This window comes from Flagellimonas maritima, assembly GCF_003269425.1.
Taxonomy (GTDB): domain Bacteria; phylum Bacteroidota; class Bacteroidia; order Flavobacteriales; family Flavobacteriaceae; genus Flagellimonas; species Flagellimonas maritima.
Window position 1 is genome coordinate 571817 of record NZ_CP030104.1, and the last position, 13392, is coordinate 585208.

Consider the following 13392-nt stretch of genomic DNA (forward strand, 5'->3'; position numbering starts at 1 on the left):
CTATAAAATGAAACTATTATTTAAAAAAACCAGAATACTTTCACTAATGATTTTGGCCATATCCTTTCTAGGATGTGAAGATGATGACGATGCCAACGGTCTCCCTGAGGTCGTAGCGGCTTTTACACAAACGCAGATCGAAGATTCTGGAATTGTATCCTTTATCAACATTTCTGAAAACGCGGATTTTTTTGAATGGGATTTTGGAGATGGTACTACTTCGACAGAAATTGATCCTATCAAGACTTTTGCAGATGGGACCTATACCGTAACACTGACAGCGTCAAATTCAGCAGGTGCTTCAAGTAATTTTTCAGATGAATTAATAATAGATATTCCTGATACACCACCAGCATTCGACAGTGGACTATTGACCAACGGAGATTTTGAAAGTGGAACAGATCCGTGGATTGGTAACGCAGCAAATGTAACAACAGAAGGCGGTAACAGCTTCAATTTGGCAGATGTGCAAACAGCTGGCAATCCTTTTGATGTAAATTTGAGCCAAGTTGTAGAACTTACCCAAGGCACAAACTATATTTTAACTTTTGATGCCTCGTCTGACGTGACACGTACAATAATCGCCGGTATTGGACTAAATGTAGCGCCTTTTACCAATGATACACGTACAATTGATTTGACAACAGATACCCAGACCTTTACCGTAGCACTTTCTGCGGCGGACTTTGGCGGAGCGGATGGTAGAGTATTGTTTGATCTAGGTGCCGAAGTAGGTGTTGTTGTAATAGATAATGTCTCCTTGGTTGAAGGAGGAGATGGCGGTTTTGACAGTGGTTTATTGATTAATGGAAATTTTGAAAGTGGTGTAGTTCCTTGGGTAGGCAACGCTGCAAATGTAGTTACGGAAGGAGAAAATAGTTTCAATCAAGCTGATGTACAATCAGCTGGCCAACCCTTCGATGTAAATTTGAGCCAAGTTTTGGAACTTACACAAGGCACAAACTATACGTTGACTTTTGAAGCATCATCTAATGTGACACGTACTATAATTGCCGGGATTGGTCTGAATGTAGCGCCCTTTACCAATGATACGCGAACAATCGATTTGACTACGGATACCCAAACCTTTACCCTTGAATTATCAGCAGCCGGTTTTGGCGGAGCAGATAGCCGTGTACTTTTTGATATGGGTGCCGAAGTAGGCATTGTAATAATCGATAACGTTTCCTTGGTAGAGGGAGGTTCTGGAGGAGGAGATGATTCCGAAGCACCAGTAATCACATTAACAGGAGATGCAACTGTAAACCTAAATGTGGGAGATCCCGCTTATGTAGATGCTGGAGCTACTGCAAACGATAATGTGGATGGAGACATCTCTGGCAGTATCGTTGTTGGAGGAGATACAGTAGATACCAATGTAGCAGGAACATATACCATAACATACAATGTAAGCGATGCAGCAGGTAATCCCGCTACCGAAGTTACCAGAACAGTAAATGTTGAAGAAAATACTTTTGACGATGGCTTGTTGACCAATGGTGATTTTGAAAACGGGACAGATTCATGGATAGGGAATGGGCTCAATGTGGTCACTGATAGCGGAAATAGTTTCAATTCAGTAAATGTTGCTATGGCAGGAACACCCTTCTCCGTTAATTTGAGCCAAGTAATCGAATTAACGAAAGGTGCAGATTATATATTGACTTTTGATGCATCATCCGATGTTTCACGTACAATTCTTGCGGGTATTGGACTAAACGTGGAACCTTTTACAAATACTACTCAAACAATTAACCTTACAACAGATACCCAGACATTTGTTCTAAATCTTAATGCGACAGGATTTGGTGGAGCGGATAGCCGAATACTTTTTGATATGGGTGCAGAAACAGGGTTGGTGAATATTGATAATGTTTCTCTTGTTCTTGACAGCGGCGGCGGAGATACTTGTCCGGCCCCACCGATGGGTGAGTTATTATCAAACGGTGGTTTCGAGGCTAATTCCGGTGATGGCGCTTGTTGGCAGCTTAATGAATCTGCGGGCTCTTCCGTAACTATTATCGATACTGACGCCAATACGGGTACTTACTCCGCTAGATTGACCACAGGTCCTTCACAAGTGCCAAATCTTAAGCAAGAGCGATTTGCTCCGACCGTAGCGGGTAACCAAAACATTCAGGTGACGTTTAGATATAAAATTACATCGAGCTTTGTAGATGGTTCGATACTGGAAGTTCTGGCATTTTCAGAACGTTCAGTTGGTGGCGCCGTGCCACATAATTTGGGCAATGCCCCTGGAACCAATACCGTTGATGTTTGGCAAACTTACACTGGGTCATTTACAACAGATGCTAACGTAGATGAAGGTCTATCACTACTTATACAAGCTACCTGTGGTGGTGTCGGCACTTGTGCTGGAGAGGTAATTATAGACGATGTTGTGGTAGAAGAAATATAATTGAAAACTGAATATAGATTAAAAAGCCATTTGAAGACTCAGATGGCTTTTAAAACAAATCTGGTTTTACAACCGTAGCTATAAATAGTTATATATACTGAACAGTTGATGGAATAACTAGCTGTTTATGTATAGTAGAAACCGATTGAGCCAAAAGAAGCAGATTTAAATGGTTTTAAAATCTTTAAAGAGCACTATAAAACTGCTGATGGTTGGTGCATGCTGCATATCATCCTGTAAAGAACAACAGATGGACAAAGAGAAAAGTGCATACTTACTGATAGAACAAAAGATAGATTCTTTGCTGGCATTAATGACCTTAGATGAAAAAATAGGTCAAATGACACAGGTTAGACATTTTGATGATATTCAGGAAGATGATATTACCTCTAAGTTTATCGGTTCCATAATTCATACGCAAGGTCCATTACCGGGTAATAATGCTGAGGAATGGCAAGCAAAATTTACAAGATTACAGAAAAAAGCACTATCGACCCGTTTGGGTATTCCATTGATTTTTGGGGTAGATGCCATTCATGGACAAAACACCTATGAAGGGGCTACCATTTTTCCACATAACATTGGTTTTGGCGCAACCCAAAATAGAGAATTGGTAAAGCAAGCCGCAAAAATAACTGCCATTGAATCTCAGGCAACAGGGTTCAACTGGGTTTTTTCTCCTTGCGTAGCCATACCCTATAATGAGAAATGGGGAAGGGTCTACGAAGCTTTTTCAGAAAGCACCGAGTTGACCGGGCAACTTACAAAAGCATCAGTTGAAGGCTTGCAGGGAGATGATTTAAAAAATAGCAAAACGGTCATGGCCACTGCAAAACATTTTGTTGGTGACGGAGCTACTGATTTTGGTCTAGAAGGAGGTGAAACCTCTATAAGCCTAAAAGAAGTCCGGGAACGTTTGTTACCTCCCTACAAAGTAGCAGTAGATGCAGGAGTAGGTTCTGTAATGGCCTCTTTTAATTCAATGTCAGGAATACCAATGCATGCCCACAAGGATTTGATTACAAATGTGCTGAAAAAGAATATGGGATTTGATGGTATAATGGTTTCGGATTGGAAAGGCTACTCACGATTTGGAGAAAATGATGTTATCAATGCCGGAGTAGATATGATCATGGCTGTAGAAGGCGATTTTGAAATGTACCAAGAAGGATTAAAAAAAGGTGTTGAAAGCGGTTATGTATCCCAAGAGCGAATTGATGATGCAGTGCGAAGAATACTGCGCCAAAAATATAGATTGGGTGTATTTGAAAATCCTTTTCCAGATTCAAGCTTAATTGAAAAAATTGGTATTCAAGAACATAGGGATATAGCTCGTCAAGCCGTAAGGGAATCTTTGGTTTTACTTAAAAATGACAACAGTTTACTTCCGCTCAATAAGAAAATGGGAAAAATTGTAGTAGTGGGCGAACATGCCAATAATTCTGGTCTGCAGTCGGGAGGATGGACCATAAACTGGCAGGGCTCCACGGAAAACTATAAAGGAGCAACGACAATTCTTGAAGGAATCAAAAAAACAGCTGAGGGAACAGTAATTTATGATACCGATGCATCAGGAGACCATAGCGATGCAGATGTTGCCATTATAGTAATTGGAGAAACCCCTTATGCCGAATCTTTCGGTGATATAGGTGGTGAAATTGATGCATATCAATTGACACTGACCGAAAGTCATCAAAATTATGTGGACACCTATGTTGATATGGGCGTGAAAACTATAGTAGTGTTGATTTCTGGCCGTGCTTTGGTCACAACTAAGCAAATAGAACAATCCACGGCATTTGTAGCAGCTTGGTTACCAGGTTCAGAAGGGGACGGCATTGCGGAAGTCTTATTTGGAGAACATAACTTTAAGGGAAAATTACCTCATTCTTGGCCTAAATCAGAAGAAGATTATAACGGAAAATATGGGCCAAATTTTTGGGATGATTCCATAAAACCTTTGTTACCTTACGGATTTGGATTACACTATTGATACTTTAAAAAGAATGCCAATGGACCATAGCATCAAAAAAAGAAATAAAAAAAAATAACATGAAATCACTAATAAAAGTAATATTAACGATGGTGGTTTTACTAGTGAACCAATCCTGTAAATATAAAAGTGTCAAAACAGAAGAAAATCAAACCCTAATACAGAAAGAAGTGACAGCGAAAGATATTTTAGGAAATCCAAAGTACTTGGCAATATCTTATGGTGGGTACAGAAAAACCTCAAGAGATGTTCAACCGACTATTAACGAGCTAAAAGAAGACATGAAGATTCTTTCTGCGATGGGCATTAAAATTTTGAGAACCTATAATGTTCAATTACAACAAGCATCTAATTTGCTGAAAGCCATAAAGGAGTTAAAAAACGAGGATGAAACCTTTGAAATGTATGTAATGTTGGGCGCATGGATTGATTGTAAAAATGCGTGGACTGGAGAGACCCCTGACCATGATGTGGAAAGCGAACAAAACGAGGGTGAAATTGCCCGAGCCGTAACATTAGCCAATCAATATCCTGATATTGTAAAAATCATTGCCGTAGGCAACGAAGCTATGGTAAAATGGGCTACAAGCTATTATGTTCAGCCAAGTGTCATATTAAAATGGGTGAATCATCTTCAAGACTTAAAGAAAAGTGGGGAACTATCCAAAGATTTATGGATAACCAGCTCAGACGATTTCGCCTCTTGGGGAGGTGGCGATAAAAGCTATCATACTGAAAACCTTGAAAAACTTATAAAGGCGGTCGACTATATCTCCATGCATACTTATCCATACCATAATACACATTACAATCCAGAATTTTGGGGCGTACCTAAAGATGAGGAACAACTCTCCGACATCCAGAAAATTGATGCTGCAATGATTAGGGCAAAGGATTTTGCGATAAATCAATATAGTGCTGTTAAAAAATATATGGAAAGCCTGGGTGTTGACAAACCCATACATATAGGAGAAACAGGTTGGGCAACAGTATCCAATGGATTTTACGGGCCAACGGGGTCCAAGGCTACGGATGAGTATAAAGAAGCGGCATATCATAACCTCATTAGGATGTGGACAAATTCTGAAGGGATTTCATGTTTTTACTTTGAAGCGTTTAACGAGCAATGGAAAGATGCGGAAAATTCTTTAGGGTCTGAGAATCATTTTGGTCTTTTTACCATTGATGGAAAAGCAAAATATGCCCTATGGGATATGGTCGACAAAGGAATTTTTGAGGGTCTGACCAGAAACGGAAATTCAATCACCAAGACTTACAGTGGTGATAAAGCAGCGTTGATGAAAGATGTCCTTGTACCACCCTCAAAAAAAGAACAAGCTATCACTCATTAAAATGAAAAAGTTTAACAAATTTAATTTCATAATTACATTGGCCCTAGCACTGAGCGCTTGCAGCGTAGATAATAAATTGAAGGTAGAAGTATATGAAACTTCGGCCCAAGGAAATAAATTGACCAAGATAACGGACTTTCCGCCTCAAAAAGTAAAAGCGCAGATAAAACTGCTGCCCGATCAAAACTTTCAGACCATAACTGGATTTGGCGGTTCTTTTACGGAAGCCTCTGCTTACCTGCTCAACCAATTGGGTCAAGAAAACCGAAAAAAAATCATCGCCGCCTATTTTGGCGATGAAGGTTCGCGGTATTCGTTGACAAGAACACATATGAACTCTTGTGATTTTTCCTTATCCAACTATTCTTATGCGCCTGTTGAAGGGGATTTGGAATTAAAGCACTTTTCCATAGATGAGGATAGAGATGATATTATACCCTTTATCAAAGAAGCAATGGCTGTCTCCAAAGATGGATTCAAGATTCTGGCATCCCCATGGACAGCACCACCTTGGATGAAAAACAACAAAGATTGGAGAGGCGGAAAGCTTCTTCCCGAATATTATGATACTTGGGCACTGTTCTTCTCTAAATATATAGATGCCTATAAATTGGAGGATATAGATATTTGGGGCTTTACCGTTGAAAATGAGCCATTGGGGAACAACAATAACTGGGAAAGTATGCATTTCACTCCAGAAGAAATGACCAATTTTGTGAAGTTTCACTTAGGTCCAAAATTAGAAACTGATGGACATGAAGCAAAAATTCTGGGTTATGATCAAAATCGTGGAGAAGAATTGGAAGAATGGGTAAAAGTGATGTTCAAGAATGAGGCTTCATCAAAATATTTTGATGGAACAGCCATTCACTGGTATGCCAGCACCTATGATTGGTTTCCAGAATCGCTGCAATTTGCACATAACGCTGCTCCCTCAAAATATTTGATACAATCCGAGGCTTGTGTTGATGCCGAAATCCCCAAATGGAAAGATGACAAGTGGTATTGGTCCAAAGAAGCTACGGATTGGGGCTGGGACTGGGCGCCCGAGCATGAAAAACACCTACATCCAAAATACGCGCCCGTATATCGTTATGCCCGTGATATTATTGGATGTCTAAACAATTGGGTAGACGGTTGGATAGATTGGAACATGATCTTGGATACACAAGGCGGTCCAAACTGGTTTAAAAATTGGTGTGTGGCACCAGTAATTGTTGATCCAGATAAAGATGAAGTATATTTTACTCCCATTTATTATACCCTTACCCATTTCAGCAAGTATATTAGACCAGGTGCAACTCGTATTGGATTTGAGAACTCAGACGATTCCTTGATGGTAACTGCTGTTAAAAATCCAGATGATACGATTGTTATTGTAATCTTGAACCAAGACTTGAAACCCAAGAGTTTTAAAGTCTTTTTAGATGATGATTTCAAAGAAATTTCCATTAGTCCACAAGCTATTCAAACTATCATTATTGATAAAACCACCGATGCTAACTAAAACTCATTGACATGCCTAAGATAAAAGCGATTAACAAAGATAAAGTTCCAGTTGGACAAAAAGCTGCTTTTGGAGCAGGTCATTTTATTCTGAACATATTACCCGGAACACTGGGTGTCTTCATCCAGTTCTTTTTACTTACTGCATGGGGGGTTGATCCATTGTGGGCAGGACTTTTGGGAGGATTGCCAAGAATATTTGATTCGATAACAGACCCGATAATGGGTTTCATTTCTGACAATACAAAATCCAAGTTTGGAAGAAGAAGACCCTACATTTTTGTTGGTGCCATCATAAGTGGACTGCTTTTCTTTCTAATGTGGCAAATTGACGATAATGCTTCTGAGTCCTATATCATTTGGCACGTAATGATTCTTCAATTGCTATTCCTTATTGGTAATACCATGTTTGCGACGCCATTGGTGGGTCTGGGCTATGAAATGACCTCAGATTATAACGAGCGTACCCGTTTGATGGCTTTTTCCAATACCATGGGCCAAATTGCATGGATGATAGTTCCATGGCTGTACGTTATTATTCCAGATTCGAACACGTTCAACACACAAACCGAAGGCGTACGAACCATGGCCTTAATCGTTGGCGTAATGTGCGTTGTCTTTGGAATATTACCTGCGTTGTTTTGTAAAGGTATTGACGCTTCCAACATGGAGAACCGTAAAGAAATTAATTTTAAAACCCTTGCTGTAAACTTAAAAGAATTATGGGCCGGGATTATACAAGTCTCCAAAAACAAGCCGTTTATGAAACTCTGTGGCGCTACATTTTTAGTTTTTAACGGTTTTCAATTGGTAGCGGCATTTGGTGTTTTTATTATTGTTTTCTATATGTATAGTGGTAGTTACGATATGGCAGGTACTTGGCCGGCGTGGTTCAACACGATCAATGCAATGATAACTGCCTTTATAGTTATCCCTATAATTTCTAGAATGGCAAATAAATGGGGCAAAAGAAAAGCATTTATTATTTCTACTGTTCTTTCGATCATTGGCTACATATTAAAATGGTGGGGATTTGATAAAGAATTGAACAGTCAATTTAACCAAACTGAATTTGGCAAAAGCTTAAATTCAGGAGTAGGTTCCATTTTCGAGAGCATAAACCCATTTCTGGACAGTATAGGAATGTCATGGTTTAGTATAGATCCTGGCAGTGAAGTGCCATGGCTTATATTTTTACCGATTCCTTTATTTGCTTTCGGGATGGGAGGATTGTTTACATTGATGATGTCCATGACAGCAGATGTCTGTGATTTGGACGAATTAAACAATGGCATGCCAAGGAAAGAAGGCACCTTTGGTGCTATTTACTGGCTAATGGTTAAAATAGGACAGTCCATTGCGCTTGTTCTAGGCGGTGTTATTTTAAAAATTGTAGGTTTTGATCCTAATATTACTGTGCAAACCGCAGAGACAATGAATGACCTTAGAATAGCTGACATATTAGTCCCTTCTCTAACGGCAGCACTTGCGGTTTGGGTGATGTGGACATATAGTCTATCTGAAAAAAAAGCTAAAGAAATTAAAGCACAATTGGTCAAGCGTAGAGGAGAACTTTAGCCTAAATTTGAATAAATGAAAAGTACAATTTAAAGGAACATTATGTCGTCATCAAGAAAAGAAAAGTTTTTGGCATTAGCTGCCCTTGATTATGCAGGCAAGACCACAAAAGAACTTAAAAAACTTTGTAAGGAGGTTTTGGAAGGTGGAATGCATGGTCTTTGTTTTAGTCCGTATGAAGAAGGGCAAAAACCAGGTGAACAGATTACAGAAGAACAGATCAGAAGAAGAATGGAGATAATTAGCCCGTATACAGATTGGATCCGTTCTTTTTCCTGTACCGAGGGAAACGAATTGATTCCTAAAATTGCCAGGGAATTTGGCATTAAGACCATGGTGGGTGCATGGCTTGGAGATGACCCAAAGATCAATGAAAAGGAGGTAACCAATCTGATTCAAATGGCCAAAGAGGGGCATGTGGATATCGCTGCTGTTGGAAATGAAGTATTGTTGAGGGGCGACCTAACTGAGGATGAACTACTTGAATTCATGGACCGTGTAAAACAAGCTATTCCTGACGTACCAATGGGATATGTGGATGCGTATTACGAGTTTTCGGATCATCCGAGAATCGCGGACGCTTGTGATATAATTTTAGCCAATTGCTATCCATTTTGGGAAGGATGTGATTTGGACTATTCCTTATTGTATATGAAGGATATGTATCAAAGAGCGCTGAAAGCGGGCAATGGTAAAAAAGTAATTATCTCTGAAACAGGTTGGCCCAGTCAGGGAACCAGTTTGGAAGGAGCATATCCATCCTTGGACAATATGTTGAAATACTTTATGAATACCCAAAAATGGGCTCAGGAAGACGATATCGAAATTTTCTATTTTTCATCTTTTGATGAATCATGGAAGATAGGTGCTGAAGGTGACGTGGGGGCGTATTGGGGACTTTGGGACAAGGATGAAATAAGAAAATTTTAATATTTTATCTATACTATTTCAGCACTAAGACCTGCCTGAAGCAATTTGGAGCACTTTGGCTCTAAATAGGTATATTCCCCTGTTTTTACAGTACACTTTCCATTGTAGTGAACGATCAATGAGCATTGTTCCGCTTGCTCTGCAGTATGTTCGCATACGTTTATCAAGGTTTCAATGACATGGTCAAAAGTGTTTACATCATCATTAAAAAGGACAATCTCGTTCTGCTTTACCGTTTCTTCTTCAAGAAGTAATTCTTCTGAAACTTTTTCTTTAATTCCCATGATTGTTGAATTAATCAATTCTAATTTACATATTTTACGGAAACCCAATTATTCTTTTCCAATTTTTTTTCAAATTGCAGATTATGAATGCTACATTTTGAGGAAATTGCATCTAAATCCTTTAAATAAAAACCACTTAGAAAAAGTGCCCCATCAGGATTTAAACAATCTGAGTAAATGGAAATATCTTCAAGTAAAACATTTCTATTGATGTTCGCGATTATAACATCGTATTTTTTTCCTACCAACAAACTACTATCTCCTTGATAAACTTTTATATGATTTCGGTTATTCCTTTCTACATTTTCCTTGGAATTCAAAAAACACCATTCATCAACGTCAATGGCGTCTACTGATTTGGCTCCTTTCATATCGGCAAGAATTGCCAAAACTCCTGTGCCACAACCCATATCCAAAACCGATTTACCTTCTAAATTTGAATCAAGAATTTGTTGCAGCATCATATGAGTGGTCTCATGGTGCCCTGTTCCAAAACTCATTTTAGGTTCGATGATTATGTCATACTGTAGATTTTCGGCCCTGTGAAAAGGTGCTCTTACCATGCACCTATCACCTACCTTGATTTGGTGAAAATTCTTTTCCCACTCGGCATTCCAGTTTTGCTGTGGAATTTCCTTATGGGACCAGCTAATTTGAAAATCAGGATTCTTCAGGATGAAAACGTCATTCAATATATCTTCTTCCCATTCAGATTTTAAAATATAGGCCAAAAGTCCAATTTCGCTTTTAATAAAACTCTCAAAACCTTTTTCGCCCAATTCAGCGATCAAAATATCAGTGGCTGGCTGTTTAGGAGAAATACTGAAGCTGTACTCGATATAAATCAAATTTGAAACTGATTTTAGATTGCTTTGATGATACTTACAAAGTCATCTCCTTTTAGAGAAGCTCCACCTATAAGACCGCCGTCTACGTCGGGCTTTGAAAAAATCTCCTCGGCGTTGGACGGTTTTACACTTCCGCCATATAAAATGGAAACCGCGTCCGCGATTGAATTGTTATAGGCTTCTGAAATTGTTTTCCGTATAAAAGCATGCATTTCCTGCGCTTGTTCAGGGCTTGCGGTCTCACCGGTACCAATAGCCCAAACTGGCTCGTATGCCAATATAATGCTCCCCCATGCCTTGGCATCCAAATCAAAAAGACCGTTTTTTAATTGATGCTCCACTACGGAAAAGTGGTTGTCTGATTTTCTGTCTTCCAACTCTTCACCGAAACAGAAAATTACTTTCATACCTTTTCCCAAAGCAGCTTTCACTTTTTTGTTCAATAGTCCATCAGATTCCCCAAAAAGCGATCTTCTTTCAGAATGGCCTAGAATTACAATATCAACTTCAATATTCAATAACATATCTGCCGAAATCTCACCGGTGTAAGCACCATTTTCAGCATAGTGCATATTTTGTGCAGCGACCTGTATTATAGATGAATCCAAGCTTTCCTTTGCAGCGGCCAAGTTCACAAAAGTCGGTGCCACAATAACCTCAGCATCTGTATCAGGTAGTTTGGCCGATAATTCTGTTAGCAATGTCTCGGTTTCTTCGAGATTTTTGTTCATTTTCCAATTTCCTGCTACTATTTTGGTTCTCATGTGCTCGTGTTTTTAATGTTTTTATCTAGAAATCCAATTTATCCAAATCGTTATAATGTACCTTTTGTAAAATGGTGCCTTTTTCCAAAACCAATACCCCTGGATTGGACCTTACAATCGTTTTCAATGTAGTTTCATCCGTAAAATAAAAATCCAGATCCAGATTGAACTTTGCTTTTATGTTTTCCGCCCTTTCTGAGCTGGAAGCTGACATTCCCACTACGCTATAGCCTTTGTTTTTTGCATTTTCCGCTACTTTGGCAACTTCTGAAAAAACTTTTTCATTGCTTTTTGCCAAATCATAGGCTATCACCATGACCAATTTATTTTCTTCCAAAATCTCGGAAGCTAGGTCCACACCATCTTTCTCTATAGTAAAATCATGGATTGGAGGTTCGTATCCCTCTTGTATCTCAGTAGTTTCAACGTCAACGAACTCACCATCAACTTGCGGATATTCTCCATTGGTAACAACAATTTTATCGTTGCCATTCACTTTAAAACGCCAAGCATATTCATAGATAGCTTTTGGCGCATTGTTAGGTACGCGCATACCTTCTTGGATATTCGCGCCAATTTTGTAGGGCCTAAAATCTACCGAAGGCAAATGATTCAGTACATGGTTGGCAAACAAAATACAAGCAAATAGCGATATACCAGCGATAATCCAATTGATTTTCGGATTAAAAATTGGCAATATATACTTTCTCCCAAAAAACAGAATAAGTATCAACACGAAAAGAATGATGTCTTTTGTAAAAGATTCCCATGGGGTCAATTTTATGGCATCACCAAAGCAACCACAATCGGTTACTTTGTTGAAATAGGCTGAATAAAAAGTTAAAAACGTGAAGAAAACTATCATCAACAGCAAGCTCCACAACGTAAATTTTGGTTTGACCCCTATAAGCAACAGTACTCCTAAAATCACTTCAACAATAACCACAAAAATAGAAACACCCAGAGCAAAAGGCATTAAAAAAGGAAGGTCCAATACGCCCTGGCTAAAATATTCTTCCAGTTTAAATGAGAACCCAACGGGGTCGTTCAATTTTATAAGTCCGCTTACAATGAATAAGATACCAACAAAAATTCTGGAAATCCATACCAAATACTTCATGACTTTTCGTTTAGATGAATCAACGCAAATACTGCATAATTGATAATATCTTGATAATTGGCATCTATTCCCTCGCTTACCAATGTTGCCCCTTTGTTATCTTCAATCTGTTTTACCCGAAGTAACTTTTGCAGTATTAGATCGGTCAATGAGCTTACTCGCATATCCCGCCATGCTTCGCCATAATCGTGGTTTTTGTTTTCCATGAGGGTTTTGGTTGTGGCGACCTCTTTGTCATAAAGTGCAATAGCATCATCCGCCTCCAAATCAGGTTGTTCGGCAACTCCTTTTTTCAATTGAATCAATGCCATGATGGAATAATTTATTATCCCGATAAATTCAGATTGCTCCCCTTCATCAATTTTCCGTACTTCGTTTTGCTGTAAACTTCGTATGCGCTGTGCTTTAATAAATATTTGGTCCGTTAAGGAGGGAAGTCTCAAAATTCGCCAAGCCGTACCATAATCCTTTGTTTTTTTGAGAAATAATTCTCGGCAGGTCTTGATTACTTTATCATATTGTTGGGAAGTCTGCTGCATGTATTCTTGCTAATTTGCGTAAATTTCGTCCAAACTAAAGTGCTGTAAAAACAGTATCA

At 39.0% G+C, this 13392-nt stretch carries 11 protein-coding genes; 6 read left to right on the forward strand and 5 right to left on the reverse strand.

The window, feature by feature from the left end:
• Nucleotides 1–7 precede the first annotated feature (7 nt).
• The 6 genes from HME9304_RS02540 to HME9304_RS02565 all read left to right on the forward strand — a co-directional run bounded on the left by HME9304_RS02540 (nucleotide 8) and on the right by HME9304_RS02565 (nucleotide 9778).
• Nucleotides 8–2419, forward strand: a complete 2412-nt coding sequence (locus HME9304_RS02540; RefSeq protein ID WP_112377097.1) for a carbohydrate binding domain-containing protein — start codon at nucleotides 8–10, stop codon at nucleotides 2417–2419.
• A 250-nt stretch (nucleotides 2420–2669) separates the two neighbouring features.
• The gene (locus tag HME9304_RS02545; protein WP_239023376.1) at nucleotides 2670–4412 is read left to right on the forward strand and encodes a glycoside hydrolase family 3 protein; all 1743 of its coding nucleotides are present in this window, start codon (nucleotides 2670–2672) and stop codon (nucleotides 4410–4412) included.
• A 59-nt stretch (nucleotides 4413–4471) separates the two neighbouring features.
• Complete coding sequence (locus tag HME9304_RS02550) at nucleotides 4472–5764, forward strand: glycosyl hydrolase family 17 protein (protein WP_112377099.1); 1293 nt, start codon at nucleotides 4472–4474, stop codon at nucleotides 5762–5764.
• A 1-nt stretch (nucleotide 5765) separates the two neighbouring features.
• Nucleotides 5766–7271, forward strand: coding sequence for a glycoside hydrolase family 30 protein (locus HME9304_RS02555; RefSeq protein WP_112377100.1), 1506 nt, complete (start codon nucleotides 5766–5768; stop codon nucleotides 7269–7271).
• 11 nt (nucleotides 7272–7282) lie between these two features.
• Nucleotides 7283–8848, forward strand: a complete 1566-nt coding sequence (locus HME9304_RS02560; RefSeq protein ID WP_112377101.1) for an MFS transporter — start codon at nucleotides 7283–7285, stop codon at nucleotides 8846–8848.
• A gap of 42 nt (nucleotides 8849–8890) precedes the next feature.
• Complete coding sequence (locus HME9304_RS02565; protein ID WP_112377102.1) at nucleotides 8891–9778, forward strand: glycoside hydrolase family 17 protein; 888 nt, start codon at nucleotides 8891–8893, stop codon at nucleotides 9776–9778.
• Nucleotides 9779–9786: 8 nt separating this feature from the next.
• On the opposite strand, the gene HME9304_RS02570 is transcribed toward HME9304_RS02565, so the two are convergent.
• Genes HME9304_RS02570 through HME9304_RS02590 form a run of 5 tightly spaced genes read right to left on the reverse strand, consistent with a single transcriptional unit; the run spans nucleotide 9787 to nucleotide 13333 of the window.
• A complete protein-coding gene (locus HME9304_RS02570) occupies nucleotides 9787–10062 on the reverse strand; it encodes an ATP-dependent Clp protease adaptor ClpS (protein ID WP_112379703.1) in 276 nt (91 codons plus the stop codon).
• Between the two features lie 20 nt (nucleotides 10063–10082).
• Nucleotides 10083–10910 (reverse strand): 50S ribosomal protein L11 methyltransferase, encoded by an 828-nt coding sequence (gene prmA, locus HME9304_RS02575; protein WP_112377103.1) that lies wholly within the window; start codon nucleotides 10908–10910, stop codon nucleotides 10083–10085.
• 14 nt (nucleotides 10911–10924) lie between these two features.
• The gene (tpiA, locus tag HME9304_RS02580; protein ID WP_112377104.1) at nucleotides 10925–11674 is read right to left on the reverse strand and encodes a triose-phosphate isomerase; all 750 of its coding nucleotides are present in this window, start codon (nucleotides 11672–11674) and stop codon (nucleotides 10925–10927) included.
• A gap of 25 nt (nucleotides 11675–11699) precedes the next feature.
• Nucleotides 11700–12794 (reverse strand): BT_3928 family protein, encoded by a 1095-nt coding sequence (locus tag HME9304_RS02585; protein WP_112377105.1) that lies wholly within the window; start codon nucleotides 12792–12794, stop codon nucleotides 11700–11702.
• On the reverse strand, nucleotides 12791–13333 hold the full coding sequence (locus HME9304_RS02590; RefSeq protein ID WP_112377106.1) for a DUF1599 domain-containing protein: 543 nt from the start codon (nucleotides 13331–13333) through the stop codon (nucleotides 12791–12793). The genes HME9304_RS02585 and HME9304_RS02590 overlap by 4 nt, the downstream gene beginning before the upstream one ends.
• Nucleotides 13334–13392 lie beyond the last annotated feature (59 nt).

Bases quoted from the DNA above. Each gene is read 5' to 3' on its own strand.
- HME9304_RS02540 (WP_112377097.1), top strand. From the start codon at position 8: ATGAAACTATTATTTAAAAAAACCAGAATACTTTCACTAATGATTTTG.
- HME9304_RS02545 (WP_239023376.1), top strand. From the start codon at position 2,670: ATGGACAAAGAGAAAAGTGCATACTTACTGATAGAACAAAAGATAGAT.
- HME9304_RS02550 (WP_112377099.1), top strand. From the start codon at position 4,472: ATGAAATCACTAATAAAAGTAATATTAACGATGGTGGTTTTACTAGTG.
- HME9304_RS02555 (WP_112377100.1), top strand. From the start codon at position 5,766: ATGAAAAAGTTTAACAAATTTAATTTCATAATTACATTGGCCCTAGCA.
- HME9304_RS02560 (WP_112377101.1), top strand. From the start codon at position 7,283: ATGCCTAAGATAAAAGCGATTAACAAAGATAAAGTTCCAGTTGGACAA.
- HME9304_RS02565 (WP_112377102.1), top strand. From the start codon at position 8,891: ATGTCGTCATCAAGAAAAGAAAAGTTTTTGGCATTAGCTGCCCTTGAT.
- HME9304_RS02570 (WP_112379703.1), bottom strand. From the start codon at position 10,062: ATGGGAATTAAAGAAAAAGTTTCAGAAGAATTACTTCTTGAAGAAGAA.
- tpiA (WP_112377104.1), bottom strand. From the start codon at position 11,674: ATGAGAACCAAAATAGTAGCAGGAAATTGGAAAATGAACAAAAATCTC.
- HME9304_RS02585 (WP_112377105.1), bottom strand. From the start codon at position 12,794: ATGAAGTATTTGGTATGGATTTCCAGAATTTTTGTTGGTATCTTATTC.
- HME9304_RS02590 (WP_112377106.1), bottom strand. From the start codon at position 13,333: ATGCAGCAGACTTCCCAACAATATGATAAAGTAATCAAGACCTGCCGA.